Source organism: Koromonas soli, assembly GCF_059726265.1.
The window spans coordinates 3,999,953-4,019,441 of sequence record NZ_AP040872.1 but is presented as its reverse complement, the minus strand read 5'-3'; the positions used below and the strand labels follow the sequence as shown (position 1 = coordinate 4,019,441).

General features: G+C 57.7%; 15 protein-coding genes and 1 riboswitch. Of the genes, 11 read left to right on the top strand and 4 right to left on the bottom strand.

Annotated elements, in window-relative coordinates:
* Positions 1-21: 21 nt before the first annotated feature.
* A complete protein-coding gene (locus AC6IY8_RS17505) occupies positions 22-2,295 on the bottom strand; it encodes a M48 family metalloprotease (protein ID WP_497775980.1) in 2,274 nt (757 codons plus the stop codon).
* 234 nt (positions 2,296-2,529) lie between these two features.
* Between AC6IY8_RS17505 and AC6IY8_RS17500 the strand changes: the two genes are divergently transcribed.
* On the top strand, positions 2,530-4,911 hold the full coding sequence (locus AC6IY8_RS17500; protein WP_497775979.1) for a TonB family protein: 2,382 nt from the start codon (positions 2,530-2,532) through the stop codon (positions 4,909-4,911).
* 50 nt (positions 4,912-4,961) lie between these two features.
* Here AC6IY8_RS17500 and AC6IY8_RS17495 read toward each other — a convergent pair whose 3' ends face one another.
* Entirely contained in the window at positions 4,962-5,315 is a 354-nt protein-coding gene (locus AC6IY8_RS17495) for a helix-turn-helix domain-containing protein (RefSeq protein ID WP_497775978.1), read from the bottom strand.
* Positions 5,316-5,656: 341 nt separating this feature from the next.
* Here AC6IY8_RS17495 and AC6IY8_RS17490 point away from each other — a divergent pair, with 341 nt between their 5' ends.
* On the top strand, positions 5,657-6,100 hold the full coding sequence (locus AC6IY8_RS17490) for a bacteriohemerythrin (protein ID WP_497775977.1): 444 nt from the start codon (positions 5,657-5,659) through the stop codon (positions 6,098-6,100).
* A gap of 248 nt (positions 6,101-6,348) precedes the next feature.
* On the top strand, positions 6,349-6,984 hold the full coding sequence (locus AC6IY8_RS17485) for a hypothetical protein (protein ID WP_497775976.1): 636 nt from the start codon (positions 6,349-6,351) through the stop codon (positions 6,982-6,984).
* Between the two features lie 260 nt (positions 6,985-7,244).
* Here the strand turns inward: AC6IY8_RS17485 and AC6IY8_RS17480 are convergent, their stop codons facing one another.
* Complete coding sequence (locus AC6IY8_RS17480; protein ID WP_497775974.1) at positions 7,245-7,592, bottom strand: hypothetical protein; 348 nt, start codon at positions 7,590-7,592, stop codon at positions 7,245-7,247.
* Between the two features lie 136 nt (positions 7,593-7,728).
* Here AC6IY8_RS17480 and AC6IY8_RS17475 point away from each other — a divergent pair, with 136 nt between their 5' ends.
* From AC6IY8_RS17475 to ribA, 7 genes are all read left to right on the top strand, one after another.
* Positions 7,729-8,229, top strand: a complete 501-nt coding sequence (locus AC6IY8_RS17475; protein WP_497775973.1) for a YkgJ family cysteine cluster protein — start codon at positions 7,729-7,731, stop codon at positions 8,227-8,229.
* Positions 8,230-8,577: 348 nt separating this feature from the next.
* A complete protein-coding gene (locus tag AC6IY8_RS17470; protein ID WP_497775971.1) occupies positions 8,578-9,777 on the top strand; it encodes a Re/Si-specific NAD(P)(+) transhydrogenase subunit alpha in 1,200 nt (399 codons plus the stop codon).
* Positions 9,778-9,785: 8 nt separating this feature from the next.
* Positions 9,786-10,145: an NAD(P) transhydrogenase subunit alpha part 2 gene (locus tag AC6IY8_RS17465; protein WP_497775969.1), complete on the top strand. Its 360-nt coding sequence runs from the start codon at positions 9,786-9,788 to the stop codon at positions 10,143-10,145.
* Positions 10,146-11,534 (top strand): NAD(P)(+) transhydrogenase (Re/Si-specific) subunit beta, encoded by a 1,389-nt coding sequence (locus AC6IY8_RS17460; protein ID WP_497775968.1) that lies wholly within the window; start codon positions 10,146-10,148, stop codon positions 11,532-11,534. It begins immediately after the preceding gene.
* Positions 11,535-11,849: 315 nt separating this feature from the next.
* Positions 11,850-12,521: a FadR/GntR family transcriptional regulator gene (locus AC6IY8_RS17455; RefSeq protein WP_497775967.1), complete on the top strand. Its 672-nt coding sequence runs from the start codon at positions 11,850-11,852 to the stop codon at positions 12,519-12,521.
* Positions 12,522-12,710: 189 nt separating this feature from the next.
* Positions 12,711-12,839, top strand: a riboswitch (FMN riboswitch).
* Between the two features lie 106 nt (positions 12,840-12,945).
* Complete coding sequence (ribB, locus tag AC6IY8_RS17450; RefSeq protein WP_497775966.1) at positions 12,946-13,632, top strand: 3,4-dihydroxy-2-butanone-4-phosphate synthase; 687 nt, start codon at positions 12,946-12,948, stop codon at positions 13,630-13,632.
* Between the two features lie 125 nt (positions 13,633-13,757).
* On the top strand, positions 13,758-14,378 hold the full coding sequence (gene ribA, locus AC6IY8_RS17445; RefSeq protein WP_497775965.1) for a GTP cyclohydrolase II: 621 nt from the start codon (positions 13,758-13,760) through the stop codon (positions 14,376-14,378).
* Positions 14,379-14,754: 376 nt separating this feature from the next.
* Here ribA and AC6IY8_RS17440 read toward each other — a convergent pair whose 3' ends face one another.
* Positions 14,755-16,506, bottom strand: coding sequence for a winged helix-turn-helix domain-containing tetratricopeptide repeat protein (locus AC6IY8_RS17440; RefSeq protein ID WP_497775964.1), 1,752 nt, complete (start codon positions 16,504-16,506; stop codon positions 14,755-14,757).
* A 775-nt stretch (positions 16,507-17,281) separates the two neighbouring features.
* Between AC6IY8_RS17440 and AC6IY8_RS17435 the strand changes: the two genes are divergently transcribed.
* A complete protein-coding gene (locus tag AC6IY8_RS17435; RefSeq protein ID WP_497775962.1) occupies positions 17,282-19,384 on the top strand; it encodes a (Fe-S)-binding protein in 2,103 nt (700 codons plus the stop codon).
* Positions 19,385-19,489: the final 105 nt, after the last annotated feature.

Genomic DNA, 19,489 nt, shown 5'->3' with positions numbered 1-19,489 from the left:
TGGGAACGGGCATCGCGAGCGCTATAAGAGAATGGAACTCCGTCGCGGAACTGGCGCGTCCATAGTAAGGCGTCGGTGCAGATGTCGCGCACTTCGAGAGTGACGTTCTTGCGGTAATCGCCCTTTTTGGCCGGGCGCTGGAGGATGAAGTAGCGATCGAACTGGAAGCTCTTTACGTCGTCGCTGGTGTCGCGCTTGGTGGAGCTGGGCGCGGTGAAATCGGCGCACGGTGACGCTGCGCTTAATTTCATCTTTCTTGGGGAAGATGGCACAGAAGTTATTTTTGGAGTTGAAGTAGGCACCTTCGAAATTGCGGGTGTACACGATGCGTTTGTCGGCGGCGAGATTATAGATGGCTCCGCGGCTGCCGCCGGAGAGGGCGAAAAGGCTCATGTCGGAAGAGAGCGCGGTGGCCTGGAGCGCTCCAAGAGTGGTGTCGAGCATGGGCGCAAGCGAGAGCTCCTTGCCATCGGTGATGCTGTGCACGGCGATGCGGCCATCGAGGCGCTCACGTAGAACGACGTCACCGTAAAGATCGAGCGCTTTGGTTTTGCTGGCCATGAAGATCTTGTTCTGACTGACAGCGAAGACTCCGGCAGCGTGATCCTTGATGGGGCGGAGGATGATGTAGTCGGGAGTGGCAGCGGTTTGAAACCGTGCGAAGCCGGTTGCGAGACGTCCGGCGAGGATGCGGCCATCGGCAAGATTGACGAGGTCGGCCTTGCCGTCGGATTCGAGTCCAATCATGCGCTGGTTGTCGAGGAAAACAAACTGCAGACGCATGATGCGCTTTACGTTCTGGTCGAGTGAGAGTTGCTTGCCGGTGGAGAGTTCGATGGCGGTGGCAATGTTATCCCGGCCAATGTAAAGGTAGCGATTGTCAGGGGTGAAGACCAGCTGCGCGATGGACATACTGGTGGAACCAGTTTCGCTCGCAGAAATCAGGCTGGCAACCGTAGAGAAAATCTCCCCGGAGAAGAATGACTTCTTCTGGTAGACGAGATCTCCGCTGTCAACATCGTGAATGCGAAGGTCGAAGCTGATGCCGCTGAACTGCACGCCGGTGGCGGCGACGCAAACGAAGTAGTTGCCGTCGGAGGAAAGCGCGGTCTGTTCGCAGCCTTCACGCTCGAAAACCTCGTGCACCTCCTGCGATTGATCTTCGATATCCCAGACCTCGACGCGCGGAGAGGATACGAGCTCGGAGACGTAGAAGACGACGCGTTGGGAGTCGGGCGAGAACTGGGCAGGATGAGCACGCTCGGCAGGGATGTGCAGAATGGGCGTCATGCTGTCGCGACGAAAGACGACGATGCTGCCCTGATCCTGGGCGAGGAAGTAACGGCCATCGTGGCTGATGATGAGTTGCTCGAGATCGGCGCGAAACGTAGGCGATAGTTTCTTGCGGAGCACAACGCCGCGGAGGGATTCGCGGTGGCCGATGCCACGGTAGGCGAGCACCGCAGATTGCCATTGCTTGAAGTCGTCGGGCGAAAACCTGGCGACGGGTTGCACACAGGAGGCGGGGACAGAACCTGCTTCCTTGTTCATTTCGCGAAGGCGGTGCGCGTCGGTATCGACGCCGCCAAAGAGATTGGAGAACCATGAGCCGTTTTTGTTCTTCGCTCCAATCAGACGGGTGAAGATATCGGGCAGTACTTGCGGCGGATATCCGGCGCGAGCAAGGGCGTAAAGGGCGACAAGATCGGCTTCGAGCTGGTGGGCGTTTTCGTGAGACGGAGCGTAGCTTTCGTTGCGCCGCCAGTTTTCGATCATCTCGTTGTAGCGATCGAAGACTTCACCTTTCTCGATGTGATCGATCTTGAGGATGCGGCGCATTTCCTGGGAGAGTTCAGAGGCGCTCTGATGAGTGACAACGTGGCCGAGTTCGTGAGCCAGAATGGCGGCTAGCTCATCTTCGGAGCGCATGAAGGCCACCATCTTGCGCGTGAGATAGATGCGACCTCCGGGCAAGCTGAAGGCGTTGGTTTCGTGGACGTCGATGACATAGAACTGAAAGCGAATGCCGGTGGGCGGCAGAGCCGCGACAAGTTTGTCTCCAACCCTCTGAAGGTAAGCAGTGAGTTCGGGATCCTCGAGAACAAGGTTGGATTGCTGGAACTGATAAGTAACGACGTCTCCGAGTTCGTTCTCCTGCTCATCGGTGAAAAGGCTTTTGACCTTCCTTGAGTTCTGAGAGGACGGAGCCTGACAACGCGCATCCTGCTGGGCGATGGCGAGGGTGGACGCAAGAAGGAGCGAAAGCAGGCAGGACACGGTAAAGGGACGTTTCATAAGAGTTTCCAGAACAGGAGAATGTAGCTCAATTTTGCGGTAAGCCGAACTGAAATCAACCGGGGAAATGCCCGAATGTTGGCGCGAGCAGAGAGTAAGTAGGCAGGCTGCAGGTTGAGCCGAAGTAGGACATGGTCTAAGATTGTGCGCCTTTGGACAGTACGGCACGCGGGATTACGACATCTGAACAAGTAACGAGGTGGAGCTCAGGATTGAGCTTCGCGAGTGGGCACCATGTCTTTGTTGCTGGAATTCTACGGCCTGCGGGAACAGCCCTTTGGGGTGTCGCCGAACTCTCGTTTCTTCTATACCAGCGAGAAGCACAGGGAGGCTTTGGATGGGCTGGCGATGGGGATCGAGGATGATGACGGGCTACAAGTCATTGTGGGCGAGGCAGGAAGCGGCAAAACAACGATTCTGCTCGACCTGATCCAACAGTATCGCGAGCGGGCTGACATCGCTTTCGTGTTCAATACGCAGACAAATGGCGAGGCGCTGCTGCGATTGATCGCCATGGAACTGCATCTGAAAGGCGCGGCCACCGAGCACGATCCGCTGCGGTTACACCAGTTGCTGAGTGGGTTTGTAGCAGCCTCGGGGCGCAAGAAGCCAGTCCTGCTGATTATTGACGAAGCGCAGAACCTGGACAGCTCGGCGCTGGAGACGGTGCGCCTGCTGTCAAACATGGAGTCGGCGCAACACAAGTTTCTGAACATCATTCTGGCCGGACAACCGGCGCTAGAAAGCACTCTGCGGGAGCCCAGCAACGCGCAACTGCTGCAACGGATCACGACCATCCAGCGGATAGAGCCTCTCGCGGCGGCGCAAGTGCAAGCATATATCGAATACAGGCTGAGGGTTGCGGGGTATGCGGGCGAGCCTCTGTTTACGGCGGAGGCAATGAACAGGATTAGCGGGACGAGCCGGGGGGTTCCGCGGGAGATCAACCGGCTGTGCGCAAACGCGCTGAAGCTGGGATTTGCACTGAAGCAGCGAGAACTGGCAGGCGGTATTGTGGAGGCCGTGCTGGCAGATATGGCTCCCGAGAAGAAGGCGGAGCATAGAACGGAAGCGGCAGGCCGCGTCGAGCCCTCGGCGACAGTCGCGGAGACCTCGGAAAGCAATCCGGTAGCAGAAACAAACATTGCGACAGAATCGGCGGCAGCGGGAAGAGGTGCGGTTGAGCCGCGGGCGGCGGAGGCTGGCGATATAAACGCGGGCCTTGCGGACAAGGTTCTGGGGAGCGTGCTGCCGGATTTCGACGATGCGGAGCCGGGCATGGCGGCGGGACAGGCGAGCGCGACGTCCGAGGAAACGACGGCAGAGAACGAATGGAAGCTGGACCCGGCAATTGATTTGAGTCTGGCGGACCAGATGATCGACTCGGTGCTGTCGGATATGGATTTCTGCCGGACGGAAGCCGGGCCGCGTGGGGCGGAAGCGCGACGACGCGACGCAGATGAAAGTTCGCAAAAAGCGGCAGGTGCGGAGCCGGAGCCTGTGGTGCCAGAGAAGAAGGCGGCGGGCGGGAATGGGCTGGAGGATGCAAGCCTGGCGGCATTCCTGTCGAAGCTGGATTCCGTTCCTGAGCTGTCCGGTGAGTTGTCAGATGCGGCAAAGGAAGCCGGAAAAGCTAAGACTACACCTGCGTCTCAACAGATTGCCAAGGCAGGTCCGAAGGCGGAAGCGCCGGGTGGCTCAACTACGGCAGCAGCAAATGCGCGGGGCGAAACTGCAAAGGAAGCGCGGCCGAAACTGGTTCCACCAGCAGCGACACCAGCGCCGCAGACTCCGGCAGCGAGACCGGTTACGGCAGACCCGCGGGTGTCACAGATATTTGCTCCGCGAACACCGAGGGTGGCGGCGCGGACGCAAGGCACGGCGGCTGAGGCACTGCACCCGCAGGTGAACGCTGATGCCAACGTGCGCACCGATCCGAGGGTGGCGCAGATATTCGCGCCGCGGATCGTGCATCGGGAGCAGGGAGACACGAGTGCTGCCGACGAGCTGCGTGCTAACTTCAAGCGGCTGGATGTCCCTACGCCGACAGTAAAGATCGTGCCGGAAAAGGCTCTGAAAACCGTCGTCAAGTTGAAAGACTCGGCAAAGGCCGAAGGCGAACGGCGGATGCGGCATCTGCACGCGGCGGTGGTGATTCCTGCGGCGGCCACAGTGCTGGCGCTGTTGCTGCTGCTGATGCTGAATGGCTGGCTGAAGCTTCCCTTCACCGGAGCGAAGCGCGCAAACAGCACTCCGGTGCGGACGCTGCCAAGGCCGGTGGTGGATGCGAGCAGCACGGCAGAAGCGGACAGCACGTCGCAGGATGGATCCCGTGGGACGAAATCCAAGGACAGCCGCGCGATGCTGGTGAAGATGGTCAGGCCGGTGTATCCGGCGGACGCGATGGTGTCACATGTGAATGGCAATGTGACGCTGCAGGTTTCGATTGGCACGGATGGATTGGTGCACCATACACGAGTGCTGAGTGGGAATCCGCTGCTGGCAAAGGCCGCGGTGAACGCTGTGCAGAGGTGGCGCTACACGCCAGCGCGGCAGAACGGGGTTCCGGTGGCAGGCGAAGAAAAGGTCGTGGTGAGCTTCGAGGAAAAGCAATAAGACAGAGCAGCGCGCGGGTGGCGCGCTGGCTCGGTAAGCAATGGGTGAGACTAGCGGCCTGCGGAAGCCGCCATTTTTTTGACCATGGCAAGCACCAGCTTGCGGTCACTGTCGTTGAGTCCGCTGGAGTAGCGGCGGATCTGAGAAAGGAAACGCACCTCTTCTTCGCTGAGCTGCGGAAGAGCCTTTACGTTGGCGCTGTCGGCAGGCGCCTCGGCAAAAAAATTCCCGAGAGGGATCTCAAGGGAGTCGGCGATCTTTGCCAGAGTGTCCAAGGAGGGCACGGTGTGGCCGTTCTCGACGCGAGAGAGATAGCAGCGCAGAAGGCCCGTGCGCTTCTCGATGTCGCCCTGTGACATACCCTTCTGAAGGCGGAAATTGCGGATCGTTTCACCAATATTCATCGTATGAGTACACCGGCGCGAAGAAAATCGCGCAATCATTCCTAGGGGAAGCTAAATAGTAATTAGTGTGCAAACGTGAGCGCAAGCGAATTCTTGCATATTGAACAACTCATCACAACGCAGTGTGATGAATGCACAGGCAAATGTGCTGCATGGATGTTGACGGGAAGTGAACCTATCTTTGCAAAATACAGAGTACAAATGAATTGCCGAAATGCGCATGAGAAGCGGGCGCGGCTGGCACAACTTTGTTGTTATTGAAGTAACTTGCGGAGGGAGAAGAAAACGGGGTTTTATCGGTGAGATCTCCACAACAAGATGCGAAGGACTCCGCGCGACCGATGCTGAAGACGACGAATGCGAATGCTCAGAAGGTAAACGTCAGGAAAACGAATTCACTCATGCAGCGGCGGACGGAAAACCCTCAGGCAAAGATTTTTGATTGCGAACACGAAGAGATCAAAAAGAAACAGCAGGCGCTGCGGGATGGAATTCTTGGCGGCATCGGAATGGCGGGGATCATCGCGCGTTCGAAGGACCTGATAGATGTGACGCTCAGGCATTTCAGGTCAGAAGAAGAAGCAATGCTGGAGTTCGGTCCGCGTTTTGAGGGTCACAAGAGAGCGCACAGGGACATGATGGAAGCATTGCAGGAGATTTCCTATGACCTGGAGGAACGCAGGATCAACGGCGCGATGGAACTGATGAAGTTTGTGGATGGAAGGCTGACGCAGCATCTGGAAATTGAAGACGCGGCGATGGAGCGGGAGTTGTTGGGGTCGTAGATGGGCGAGATAGGCGCATCTCCGGAAGTGGGTATGTGCGCGACACAGCACGGAAACACTCTTTGCACTGAGATTTCAGTGTCAGATCAATCCAGATAAACCGAAAGTTGGCTGGTTCCGGAACGGGATAGTTGGAGAGAAGCCCTGTAGTATTCAACAATCCTCCTACCCTATGTTTACCTTGAACAATCGGAAGCGTTTAGCTACTCTCAAGTCCCGCGCAGGAATGAGGATAAAGGTGCCACTCAATGGCTGAACAGAAGTTTCAAATCGACATCGACGACCAATCGGTGAGAGTTCAACTTAATATCTCGGAATACTCCCCGCACGGACGGCTCTACTGGTTCATTTTTTTTATTGCCTTGTGGACGCTTGCAATGTGTGCACTTCTTTTCCTACCCGGCAAGCACGGCAATCCGAGCATGTGGCATGATCTGTCGTCCAATCCGGTCGATTCAGGTGGCTCCATCTTTGCAATTGCTCTGCTGTTGAGCCTCACTCTCTTTATGGTGCTCGGTTCATGGAGATACGTGGTGTCGGCCTTTCCCTCAGACGAAACGTTCCAGTGTGACAGATCAATGCTGACCGTTTCTAAAGTGCGATGGCTCGACTTCAAGAACACACATTGGGATACCTGCTCTTACGCATTGGCGGAAATAGAAAACATGAAGTATCAGGTGATTGCCAACTTAAGAGGAACTTCAATCTACGGCCTCCGCTTTATCGCGGGGGGCAGGAACCAGAGAGTTCTCCCCGGTCTAAAGCCCAGTGAAGCTGACAAGATCCTGAAAGCTCTCAAAGTGTTGGGCATCGATGTTCCTGATGATCCAAAACTTCCGAAAAGACTTGCAGAGGAGGCAGAAAATCGAATCTACGGTGTCTAGCTGGCTCAGGTTGGGCAGTGTGCAAAATCGCCATTGTGGACGGATAATCGCCTTGTATCCAGCTATCCCCAATTGCCAATGAGGATCAAAATCCCCACTCAACGAAAAGAACGTTGAGTGGGGCACCTGTCCCGTCCTGGCTCGGAAATTCCCGAATGTGATGAAGAGCAACAGCCCCACCCTCCGGCTGCGCCGGAAGGATAGGGCACCCGTTTGTTTCGTTATAGCGCGGTGCGGTTACGGGGTCGCTGGTGTTGCGGTTAGCGGGCGCGGCGGATGGAGGCGTAGAGGCTTTCGGCGACCCCGATGATGGCGAGGGCGACGATGACGTGGAGGAGCTGGATGGCCCCGAAGGTATGGAAGTTGAGGGGAAGTTGTTTGAAGCCGACGATAGGCAGAATGACGGCGAGAATGACTCCGATGATGCCCGGGACGACGGCCTTCTTGAGGATGCCGAGAATGGCTAGGATGAAGACGACGGTGGAGATGAGGAATCCGACGCCGATGTGAGGCGCAAGCTGGCTGGCAGAGCCGCTCCAGAGCAGGAGGCCGAGGATGATGGAGACCAAAGCCAGAACACGTACGAGCATGATGAGAACTTTTGCCATGCACTTCCCTTTCAAAGAAACCGCCAGATGAGGATTCTACTCTGGTTAGATTCGGGCGGAGGGGAATCGATTGCACTTAAATGCAGGGCGAGTGCTCCCCAGGTGGCGGGTAGGGGTCCTTCGCCTACGGCTCAGGATGACACCTAGAAACGAAAGGGCGATGGCTAGAGCCGAGGCAGAGCCAAGGGCGCAGTGGGGCGACGGGAGTCTTGGTTTCGGGTACACTCGGCGGATGCGTTTTGAGTGTCAAAAGGGGTGTATTCGGTGCTGCGATCAGGAGGGGTTTGTGTATGTGACCCCGGAGGATATTGCGCGGATTGCGGCATTTGTGAAGATGAGCAGGGCGGAGTTCAGGCGAAGGTATGTGTGCGGGCAGGCGCCTCTGCTGCGGTTGAGGAAGCCGAGAGATAAGCAATGTCCTTTCCTGAAGAAAGATGGGTGCGAGGTGCATGCGGTGAAGCCGCTGCAATGCCGGTCTTTTCCGTACTGGCCGGAGCTGCTGGAGCAGGCTAGCGAGAGGAAGAAGGCGGCAGAGTATTGTCCGGGGATGAATCGGGGGCCGCTGGTGAATATCGAAGTCGCTCGTGAGGTGGCGGCGGAGATGGAGAAGGCGTTTCCTCCGCTGTATGAGGAGTAGGGGGCTTCGGTGCGCTGAGGACGAGGGCGGAGGTCGGTGACCTGGGTCGGTTGCGGCGCGAGGCGAAGTTGCTGGGATCCTTCGCTGCGCTCAGGATGACACCTTAAATACAAGAGCAAGGACAAAGGCAGGGGCAAGAACAAGAGCAAAGGCAAAACACCCACCTCTGCCAAAAGCGGGCAGAGGTGGGGCACCAGCAGGGTGGACTTGGGGTGGCGGGGGTAGGGGTCGCCTGCGGCTCAGGATGACACCTTGAATTCAAGACCGAAGGCAAGAGCAACCGCAGTGGGGCGGTTCCAAAATCACAAGAAATTGAAAATAGGTGCGATATCAGGGAATCAGCTCTGATTGTCACAGCATCTTGTAGATGTTGAGGTATTCGCATTCCTGATTACGGAGGAAAGTGTGCTTGTCGCCATATTGAAGGAAAGCAGGCAGGATGAGTCCCGAGTGGCGCTGACGCCGGATGGGGTGAAGACGCTCACATCGAAGGGCGTGAGCGTGGCGGTGGAGTCGAGCGCGGGGGTTCGGTCGGGGGCAAGCGATCAGGATTATGAGGCGGTGGGGGCGAGGGTTTCCGGCGACAGGGCGGAGCTGCTGGCTGAGGCGGATGTGCTTCCGGTGGTGAATGTGCCAGCGGAGGATGATCAGGCGCAGTTGAAGAGCGGCTGCGTGGTGATTGGATTTTTGCGTCCGCTGGATGAGCCGGCCGCGCTGGAGACGGCGGTGCGGCGCGGGGCGACGCTGATCTCGATGGAGCTGGTGCCACGCATTACGCGGGCGCAGTCGATGGATGCGCTGTCTTCGATGGCGACGGTGGCGGGATACAAGGCAGTGATTGTGGCCGCCGACCACCTGCCGAAGCTGTTTCCGCTGCTGATGACGGCGGCAGGAACGGTGCCTCCGGCGAAGGTGCTGGTGCTGGGCGCGGGCGTGGCGGGGCTGCAGGCGATTGCGACAGCGAGGCGGCTGGGCGCGGTGGTGGAAGCCTATGACGTACGCGCGGCAGCGGGCGAGCAGGTGAAGTCACTCGGGGCGAAGTTCATCGAGGTCGATCTGGGTGGGCTGCAGACGGAAGACAAGGGCGGCTATGCCAAGGAACTGAGTCCGGAGGCGCTGGAGCTGGGGCGGCAGGCGATTGCGCGGGCGGCGAAGGTTTCAGACGTGGTGATTACGACGGCGCAGGTGCCGGGACGGCGGGCTCCGCTGATGATTCCACGGGCAGCGGTGGAGGATATGCGTCCGGGGGCGATCATTTTCGATCTGGCGGCTCCGGCGGGTGGCAATTGCGAGCTGACAAAGCCGGGCGAGACGGTGGTGCATAACGGCGTCACGATCTTTGGCCCGATGAACCTGGCGGCGGAGATGCCAGTGCACGCAAGCATGCTGTATTCGAGGAACCTGAGCAACTTTCTGCAATTGATTCTGAAGAATGGCGAGCTAGTGCTCGACCGCAAGGACGAGATCATTGCGGGGGCGTGCGTCGCATTTGGCGGCGAGATTGTGAATGAGCGCGTGGCGGCTGCGGCCGGTGCGCGACAGGCGTAGGAGAAGCTATGCAGGGATTGAATCCGGCGGTATTGATTGCGGCGTTGTATGTGTTCTGTCTGGCGGCTTTCCTGGGATATCAGGTGATTTCGAGGGTGCCTCCGCTGCTGCATACGCCGCTGATGTCGGCGACGAACGCGATCTCGGGCATCTCGCTGATTGGCTCACTGGTGATTGCCGGTATGCACAAGGTGGACTTCCACGCGCTGGCGCATGGCGGCGATGCGGCGAAGCCTTCGATCGCTACCCTGTTGGGATTTATCGCGGTGACGACGGCGACGATCAACGTTGTGGGCGGTTTCGGCATTACGGATCGCATGCTGAAGATGTTCCAGTCACGGAAGACGGCGAAGGGAGGAAGCAAGTAAATGGAGCAAGTCGGCGCTAATTACTTCCTCGAATTCACCTACCTGATTGCATCGATTCTTTTCATCCTGGGCCTGAAGGGGCTGAGTCATCCGGAGTCAGCACGGCGAGGCATGTTCATGGCCGAGGCCGGAATGGCGGCGGCCATTATCGGAACGCTGTTCCATCACAGGATCATCACCTACGAGTGGATTGCTGCGGGGCTGATTGTGGGCTCCATCATCGGCGCGCTGATGGCGATCTGGGTGCCGATGACGGCCATGCCACAGCGAACCGCGCTGTCGCACGCGTTTGGCGCATTTGCCGCAGCATTGGTGGGCATTGCCGAATACACGCTGCATGGCGGCGTGGAGATGCCGACATTTACGCGCGGGGCTCTGGGATTTGAAGTGATGCTGGGGTCGCTGACGACGACGGGATCGCTGATTGCGGCGGGCAAGCTGCAAGGCGTGGTGAGGGGAACTCCGGTGCAGTTCAAGGGACAGCAGGTGGTGAACCTGTTGCTCTTTGGCGGGATGGTGGCGTGCTTCGTGTATTCGATTGTGAATCCGGAGGCAACGCTGTTTTTCTACGCAATGGTGGTGCTGGGATTCGTGTTCGGAATCATGCTGGTGATCCCGATTGGCTCGGCGGATATGCCGGTTGTGATGTCACTGTTGAACAGCTATGCGGGATTGGCGGCGGCGGCAACAGGATTTGTGCTGGGCAACAACGTACTAATCATTGCCGGTACGCTGGACGGATTCTCGGGCTTAATCCTGTCGATCCTGATGTGCAAGGCGATGAATCGGTCGATCACCAATGTGCTGTTTGGCGGATTTGGCGCGGTGCACCATGCGAGCGCAGAAGGCGAAGCTGGTGAGATGCGGGAGATTTCGCTGGACGACGCAGCGGTGCGGCTGGCGTATGCGAACAAGGTTGTTTTCGTCCCGGGATATGGGCTGGCAACGGCACAGGCGCAGCACGCGGTACGCGAGTTGGCCAGCGCACTGGAAGAGCGCGGCGTGACGGTGAAGTATGGGATTCATCCGGTGGCGGGGCGCATGCCGGGCCATATGAACGTGTTGCTGGCAGAGGCGAATGTGCCCTATGGCGAGTTGTATGAAATGGAACAGATCAATCCGGAGTTTCCGTCAACCGATGTGGCGGTGGTGGTGGGCGCGAATGACGTTGTGAATCCGGATGCGAGGGATAACACGAATAGTCCGATTGCGGGGATGCCGATTCTGGAGGTCGACAGGGCGAAATCGGTGATAGTACTGAAGCGCGGGCAAGGAAGAGGGTTCTCGGGGCTGGAAAATCCGCTGTTCTTTAAGCCGGTGACGAGCATGTTGTATGGGGATGCGAAGGCTTCGCTGACGCAGTTGGCGCAGGAAGTGAAGAACGTATAGGAGTGAGTGGCAGGTGACCTGGGTCGGTGGTGGTGAGGGGAATGGTAGGGGTCCTTCGCCTGCGGCTCAGGATGACACCCTTCGAAAACAAAGGCAAGAGCAAAGCCCCGCTCACGATGACAGGTTTAATGAGCTAAGAGCAAACGATCAGATATCGTGGGTGGGGAGTAAGGGCCTGAGTTGTCAGATAAGATGAAAAGAAGATTGACATACAACAATTTTTGCCTATGCTAGCGGTCACGGGTATTCACGAACATGGTAGCTAAACCTCTCAGCGGTCTTGATCCGGTGCCTCGGTCCACCTTGAGCGAACAGGTGGCTAAGCGTCTTGCTGGACGCATTACGGCCGGGGACTGGAAGCCGGGAGAGAAGCTGCCTTCGGAAGCCGCGCTGTGCAAGGCATTCAATGTAGGGCGCTCGAGCTTGAGAGAAGCGCTGACTTCGCTGGCGTTCATTGGGCTGATTCGAGTGAGGGCGGGCGGCGGAAGCTATGTGGCAGAGCAGCCTTCGGCGTATTACACGAGTCCTTGGCTGAACAGCGGACTGCTGACCAATTCAAAGGCGCTAAGAGAGTTCATCGAGGCTCGACTGATTCTGGAATCGGAATTGGCAGGACTGTGCGCAGAGCGAATTCAGTCTTCGCAGGCCGATGAGATGGAGCGGCTGATTCGGCAGATGGCGGATTCACTGCACAATGCCGATGAGTTCTGCAAGCTGGATCTTTCGTTTCATTTGCTGATGGGGCGGGCGGCCAATAACCACGTGCTCAGCAACATTCTGACTGGCGTACGCGAGCAGATGATGGACCTGATCGGCAAAAGCTTGCTGGTGCAGGAAGGCATGGAGCAGGCAGTGATGCAGCACAGCCGAATCCTGGAAACGTTCCGGCAACGGAATCCGATGAAAGCGCGAGAGGCGATGCGGACGCACTTGCAGTCGTTCCAGCGCGGATATCAAGTTTTGTTTGAGAGTGCGCAACAGGGATAGGAAAAGAGAATTCTGGAGGCCCACATACGTTCGTGTGTGGGCCTTTTCTATTGGGAGAATAGGGGTTCGGTGGAGATGCAAGCATCCAGATATGCCAGAGGAGGGCATATCTGGGCCACCGGAACTCTGTTGTGACGGCGCACCGTTACTTTTTCGGCAAATCGAGCTATCATGTGTCTAGTAATAGGCGTACGTCTTCAGGGCGGGGTGCAATTCCCCACCGGCGGTATAGCCCGCGAGCGCCTGCCAATGGCAGGGTCAGCAGATCTGGTGAAACTCCAGGGCCGACGGTTAAAGTCCGGATGAAAGAAGATGCGCGATCCCCATACCTGCCCCGTAACTCTCAAGTTACGCCGCCGTGGGTGTGGATTAACGTAGCCCTGAAACGTTTTTCGTCAGACTGAATGAACGAGGAGCGTTTCAAATGTCCATCTCGCCAGTAGCAGCCGCAACACTCCAATCTGCGGCACTTCCCTTCGAAGAAAGATTCCAGCGGGCCCTTGAAGATATGCGTCAGGGACATCCGGTGATTCTCGTGGACGATTTTGATCGCGAGAATGAAGCCGACCTGATTGTCGCAGCGGAAAAGATCACACCCAAGACGATGGCACTGCTGATCCGCGAATGCAGCGGCATTGTGTGTCTGTGTCTGCCGGAACAAAAGATCAAGGAACTCGAGCTGCCAATGATGGTGACGAACAATGAAAGCCGCTTCCAGACGGCATTCACCGTGACGGTCGAGGCGCGTGAGGGCGTGACGACTGGAGTTTCAGCACAGGACCGGGTGACGACGATCCGTGCGGCCATTGGGGATGACGCAAAGCCGGAAGACCTGGTGCGTCCGGGACATGTGTTTCCGCTACGCGCGGCGCCGGGCGGAGTGTTGACTCGCACGGGGCATACGGAAGGCTCGGTGGACCTCGCGGTGCTCGCCGGTCTGAAGCCAGCGGCGGTGTTGTGCGAAATCACCAATCCTGACGGCACGATGGCGAAGGGCAGCGATATCGATGAGTTTGCGCTGGAGCATGACATGGTCGTGCTGAGCATCGCCGAGCTGGTGGAGTATCGCCAGGGTACGGAAAAAGCGCACACGAAGAGATCTGCGAACTAGGGTAAGAAATTCTCCACCCTCCGGCGATGCCGGAAGGATGGAGCACCCGTACAGACACATTCTTTCTTGCGACGCTTGAAGGATGTGGGCACCCGGTTTATTGGGCTGCGTGGGAAGGATACAAAATGATTGCGAACGATTGCGAAGGCACCACGACGGTGCGGCAGGTGGCGGATACGGAGCTGCCGACGAAGTGGGGACATTTCCGTGCGCTGGGTTTTGAACGCACGAAGGGCGACAAGCTGGAGACGGCGGTGGCGCTGATTATGGGCGATATCTCGGAAGGCGTGCCGCTGGTGAGAATTCACTCGCAATGCCTCACGAGCGATGTGCTGGGATCATTGCGCTGCGACTGCGGAGAGCAACTGAACCAGGCAATGCGCGCGATCAAGGAAGAAGGCGCGGGAGTGCTGATCTACGAGAAGCAGGAAGGACGCGGCATTGGGCTAATGGCGAAGCTGCAGGCGTATTCGCTACAGGATCGTGGACTGGATACGATCGAGGCAAATGAGCATCTGGGATTCAAGGTGGACTATCGCGATTTTGCGCTGCCGGTGGAGATTCTGAAAGAGCTCAAGCTGAAGCGGGTGCGGCTGATGACGAATAATCCGCAGAAGATCGCGGCGCTTACGCGTGCAGGATTGGTGGTGGAGCGCGTGAGCTGCGAGGTGCCTCCGACGCCGAGTTCGCACTTCTACATGGAGACGAAGAAGCTCAAGATGGGGCATGTGCTGACGGCGGTGTAGAGACAGACGATAAAAGAATAACGGCCGGCGCTGGAGAGCGCCGGCTTTGTTTTGGGGAGCGCACTTCGCGCGTGATGTAACTTGCACACTCGAGGTACATCCCCACCTGTGAAAGTTATCCGGCACTCTGCGTGTCTTTATTCGTTTTAAGTCTCAGGAACCCGATGGCGAATGCAAGAACAACAGCAAAAGCAATGGTGGGAATGTTCGGCGATCCCACATTCGCCAAAGGGCCACCCGCGATGTAATTCCCCACCCGCCGTTCGTTGGGAGCTGAGTCGCCTCAAGTGATCGTCGAGGAATCTAGACACCCACCTCTGCCAAAAGAGGGCAGAGGTGGGGCACCAATACTAAAGCAACACTAACTTTGGTTGGGCTAGGCGGGGAGGGCGGTTTCGCGCGAGGGGGCGATGCCGGCCAAGGCGCGGTGGAAGCGCGGGTCAGAGTGCAGGATGTCTAACTTGGGATCTTCGCGGGCAAAGACGATCCAGCCGGAACGCTCGCGAGAGGCGATCTCAAGCCACTCGAGAGCACGCGTGGCGTCGTTGAGGCCAGCGTAGATGACGGCGATCCAATAAGGGCTGAAATACTGGGTTTCGCGAAGGTCGATGAGCTCGTTCACGATTTCGGTGGCGGCCGCGGTGTCTCCCTTGCGCGCTAGTCCGTAGGCGAGATGGGCGCGGGCGAGCGAGCTGTTGTCGGAATACTCCATGGCAAGGCGGAACTCGGCGATGGCTTCATCGATGAAGCCGAGGCGCTCAAGGACCATTCCGGCGCTGGTGTGGCCTATCCACTGAGATGGGTCCATCTCGACGGCCTTCTGAAGCTGAGCTAGAGATTCCTGATAGCGTCCGGCGTAGTAGAGCGACCAGCCAAACATGATGGCCGTGTAGCTGGCGTAAGGATCGAGCTCGCATGCCTGGCGCATGAGGAAGACGGCTTCCTCGTGGCGGCCGAGAGCGGCGAGGAGCTGGGCGTAGCCTCCGACGGCGAGTGGGTAACGCGGATCGAGGGCGAGGGCGCGAAGCAGACTGGCCTCGGCGGACTCCCAATCGTACTCATAGAAAAACTGATAGTAGGCGAGAGCGGTGCGGGCTTCGGCGTGATCCTCGATGGAGAGCGCCTTGTCGACGCAGCTCTTAACCTGCGGGAAGACCTGGCTGGAAGGCACCATGCCGAGGCGCGACATCATGCAATGCGCGTTGGCCAGAGCGGTCCAGGCAAAAGCAAATTGCGGACACTCGCGGATCGCTTCCTCAAAGAGTGGAACACACTGGCTTAGTGAATCCTCTGACAGTCGCGAACGCAAAGAGCAGGCTCGCAAGTAAGTCTCGTAAGCCGCGGGAGGAACGGAGTCCGGATGCGAGGTGTGCATGGAGGCAGGCACAGACTGCACGAGCGATGAGGCGATCTTGCGGCAGATATCCACCTGGCAGGCGAAGAGGTCGCTCATGCTGCGAGTGTAGCTATCAGCCCAGATGCAGGTCTGAGTGCGGCACTTGAGGAGGCGGGCGATGATGCGGAGTTGGCCTTCGGCGGAAGAGACCTCGCCCACCAACATGTAGTCGGCTCCGACCTCGCGACAGATGGCAACCTTGGACTTGCTTTTGCGACGGCGCTCGGTGGTGAATTCGGGAGTGACGATGGAGATGCCAGGATGCATGCGGCGCAGCTCGACGATGATGAGCTCGGTCATGGCTCCGGCAAAAGAGTTGCAGTTGGAGTCTGGCGCAGACTGCAGGGGAAAGACCGCGACGCGAGGATGCTTGCGGCTGGCGGTAACCGAGCCGGAACCGTTGGCGCGATGAACATCGGCAACAAAACGATAGCCGTGACTGCCGACGGTTTCGATGAAACTCGAGTGGGTGGCGGTGTCGTTGAGCGCGGAGCGAAGGCGGCGAATGGCGACGTTCAAACAGAGGTCGCCCTCGACATAAGTTTTTGCCCAGACCTTGCTGATGATCTCCTGACGAGTGACGAGTTCTTTGGGTTTCTGCAATAGAAGAGCGAGGACCTGCGAGGGTTTTTCCTGCAGCTGGACTTTGGCGCCATCCTTATAAAGTTCGCCCGTGCCGAGGTCGGCCACGTAGTCGAAGAAGCGGAGGCGGTGTGACTTTGACGTATTCATCGGCAAGCTCCGTTTCTATGCAACCGCTCCAGTTTGGGAAATACAGTTCAATGGCTATTTTGTCGCATGCAGTATTTACTCCTTTTGCTGCAATCGTCAAGGACACTGGCGCGTAATTCAGATGTAATCCAAAATTCACCCCACATTATTTGCGTTTGACGCATACTGATGGCCGTTTTTTCCGCTGCCGGAACTACTTAGCGGCGGGTATGTAAGAGGGCTTCATTTGTAAGAGGACACGGGTAGGAAGTTATAGATCAGTAGTAGAGCCTGGCGGCTAGTACTAAGAATAGATCGACCATACTTATTAGTTCGGCTTAAAGAGTAATTACATTTTGCAACAAACGTCAGGCATTTGGCTACGAACGACGATCCAGAGTTTAAGAACTGCTTTCTGCGAATTAGAGTTCGTACCGTTTACTGTTAGTAGATGTTGGGCCTAGCGCGTGATCTCGCGCCCCCCTCCTCCTGTACCCCTCAGAAGACGAAGCACCGGATTGTAGAACTGCGGTGTGAATCAGTGCGTGCGAGGTAAGCCGCGCAATGCGTGGCGATCTCGAAGCACGGGCACACTCGCTCGATACGCATCGGAGAGATGCTGCGCCTGACGCGCTCGGCTGGGCCAAACGACACTTGGCCAAAGAGCGCGCACTACGCGGCATGCGCATTTCTACGCCTTGAAATGAGCGGGCCAAAGCTTGCCCCTTCCGGTTGCGCCCGGATAGGTAAGCACCCGGCAGTGAGAGACATAGACCCTTGGGGAGATGTGAACGCCATGTTGAACCCAGTGAATCTGCCGATAGAAGTTACCCAGGTACTTGAACTCGGACGTCCGCTGTTCGCGACGATCACGCTGCTGGGTGTTGCAACTTTCCTGTTCATGGTGTGGCGGCGCATGGTGCCGCTGTTCAAAGGCGAGAGTGACCTCCGCTTTGAACAGACGGGGACACGGCTATGGGTGCTGCTGAAATATTGGCTGGTGCAGTGGAAGCAGCCTCGTTTCATGTTCGCGGGCGTGCTGCATCTGGCGATCTTTGCTGGCTTCCTGATTCTGTCTGTTCGTTCGTTGTCATTGGTCATGATCGGTTTCGACCATGGCTTTGTTATGCCCGGTTTCTCGGGGGAGGCCGGGCATTTTTACAACGTTATTAAGGACTACGCATCCACCATCGTTTTCTTGGCCGTGATTGTAGCGGCAATCCGGAGAGGGATCTTCACCCCTGAGCGCTACAGGGTTCCGGCGAAGTATGGCAAGGATCATACGGCTGAAGCATTGCTGGTTTTGGGATTCATTGGATTGCTGATGGTTTCAGAGAGCTTGTTTGAAGCCGCAGCAGCAGCGATTCCGGCTCCGCACCAGGGCGCAACAGAAACATTGCCTGCACTGACGCTGGCGTGGGCATTCAAGGCGATGCTGGCCGGCTCATCGAGTGCAGCGCTGAAGAGTGTGAGTGGCGCGGCGTTCCTTGTACACGAAGTTACGTTCTTTACCTTCCTCTGCTTCCTGCCAATGGGGAAGCACTTCCATGTGGTCACTTCCCTACTCAACGTGTACTTCGCAAAGTTGGAGCGCGGCAAGGTGAAGCCGGTGCGCTGGGGAGTGACGAACCTGGACGAGGTGAAATCGTTCGGGGTGAAGCGGTTCGAGGATTTCACGTGGAAGCACATGCTGGACTTCTACTCGTGCGCAGACTGCGGGCGCTGCTCGGATAACTGTCCGGCGAACGCGGTGGGACGGCCGCTGTCACCAAGATTCCTGACGATCAAGGCAAGGAACTATGCGTTTGAGCACTATCCGGTATTTGGAACAGCAAAGACGGATGGGCAGGCGCTGATTGGCGGGATCTATTCCGAAGACGAAGTGTGGTCGTGCACGACGTGCGGAGCGTGCGAAGAAGAATGCCCACTGATGATCGAGTATATCGACAAGATCGTCGACATGCGGCGCGGCATGGTGGATGAAGGCAAGGTTCCGCAGTCGATGCAGAAGCCTCTGAAGGCGCTGGAGAGTCGAGGGAATCCGTACGGAAAGATGGAGAAGAAGCGAGCAGAGTGGGCGCTGGCGAAAGATTTCCGCACGGAGTGCGAAGTGAAGGTGCTCGACGGGAAGACGGACGCTGCGACCGAGACGCTTTTCTTTGTGGACAGCATTACTTCGTATGACGACCGCATTCAGTCGATTGGACGGGCGACGGCGAGGATTCTCAACAACGCGGGCGAGAGCTTTGGAGTGCTGGGCGCAGCGGAAAAAGACAGCGGACATGAGGTAAGGCGCTTTGGCGAAGAAACGCTGTTCAACGAACTGCGCGAGCACAACACGGAGGCCATCAAGGCGGCAGGCGTGAAGCGGATTGTGACCGCCGACCCGCACGCGTACAACGCGCTGAAGAAAGACTACGAGGGACTGCCTCCTGTGGAACATATCAGCGAGTTTGTAGCGCGCGAGGTGGAAGCGGGGAAGATCGAGTTCAACCCTGTCGAGGACAAAGAAGCGGTGTATGCATACCACGACCCGTGCTACCTGGGGCGGCACAACCAGGTGTATGACGCGCCGCGCGCGGTGCTGGATGCGATTCCGGGATTGAAGCGGGTGGAGATGGAACGCTCGCGCGACCGGTCGTTCTGCTGTGGCGGCGGTGGACTGATGCTGTTCTACGAGCCGAAGGAAGAAGAACGCATGGGAGTGAAGCGCGTGCAGATGGCAGCGAAAGCAGGCGCAAACGTGATCGTGACGGCATGCCCATTCTGCATGGTGAACATGGAAGACGCCATCAAGGTCGCGGGCTTGGAAGGAAAGATGACGGCCATCGACATTGCGGAGCTGGTGGAGAGGCAGATGGTGAGAACAACGGATCAAAAGGAGATGGTTAAGGCTTGAGGGTAGGCGTGGGACGGCAGATTCGGACGGTGGCCGAGGTGACTTCTGGGCGGTGGTTGATATTTGAGCGGAGCTGGGATCCCTTCGCGGCGCTCAGGATGACAC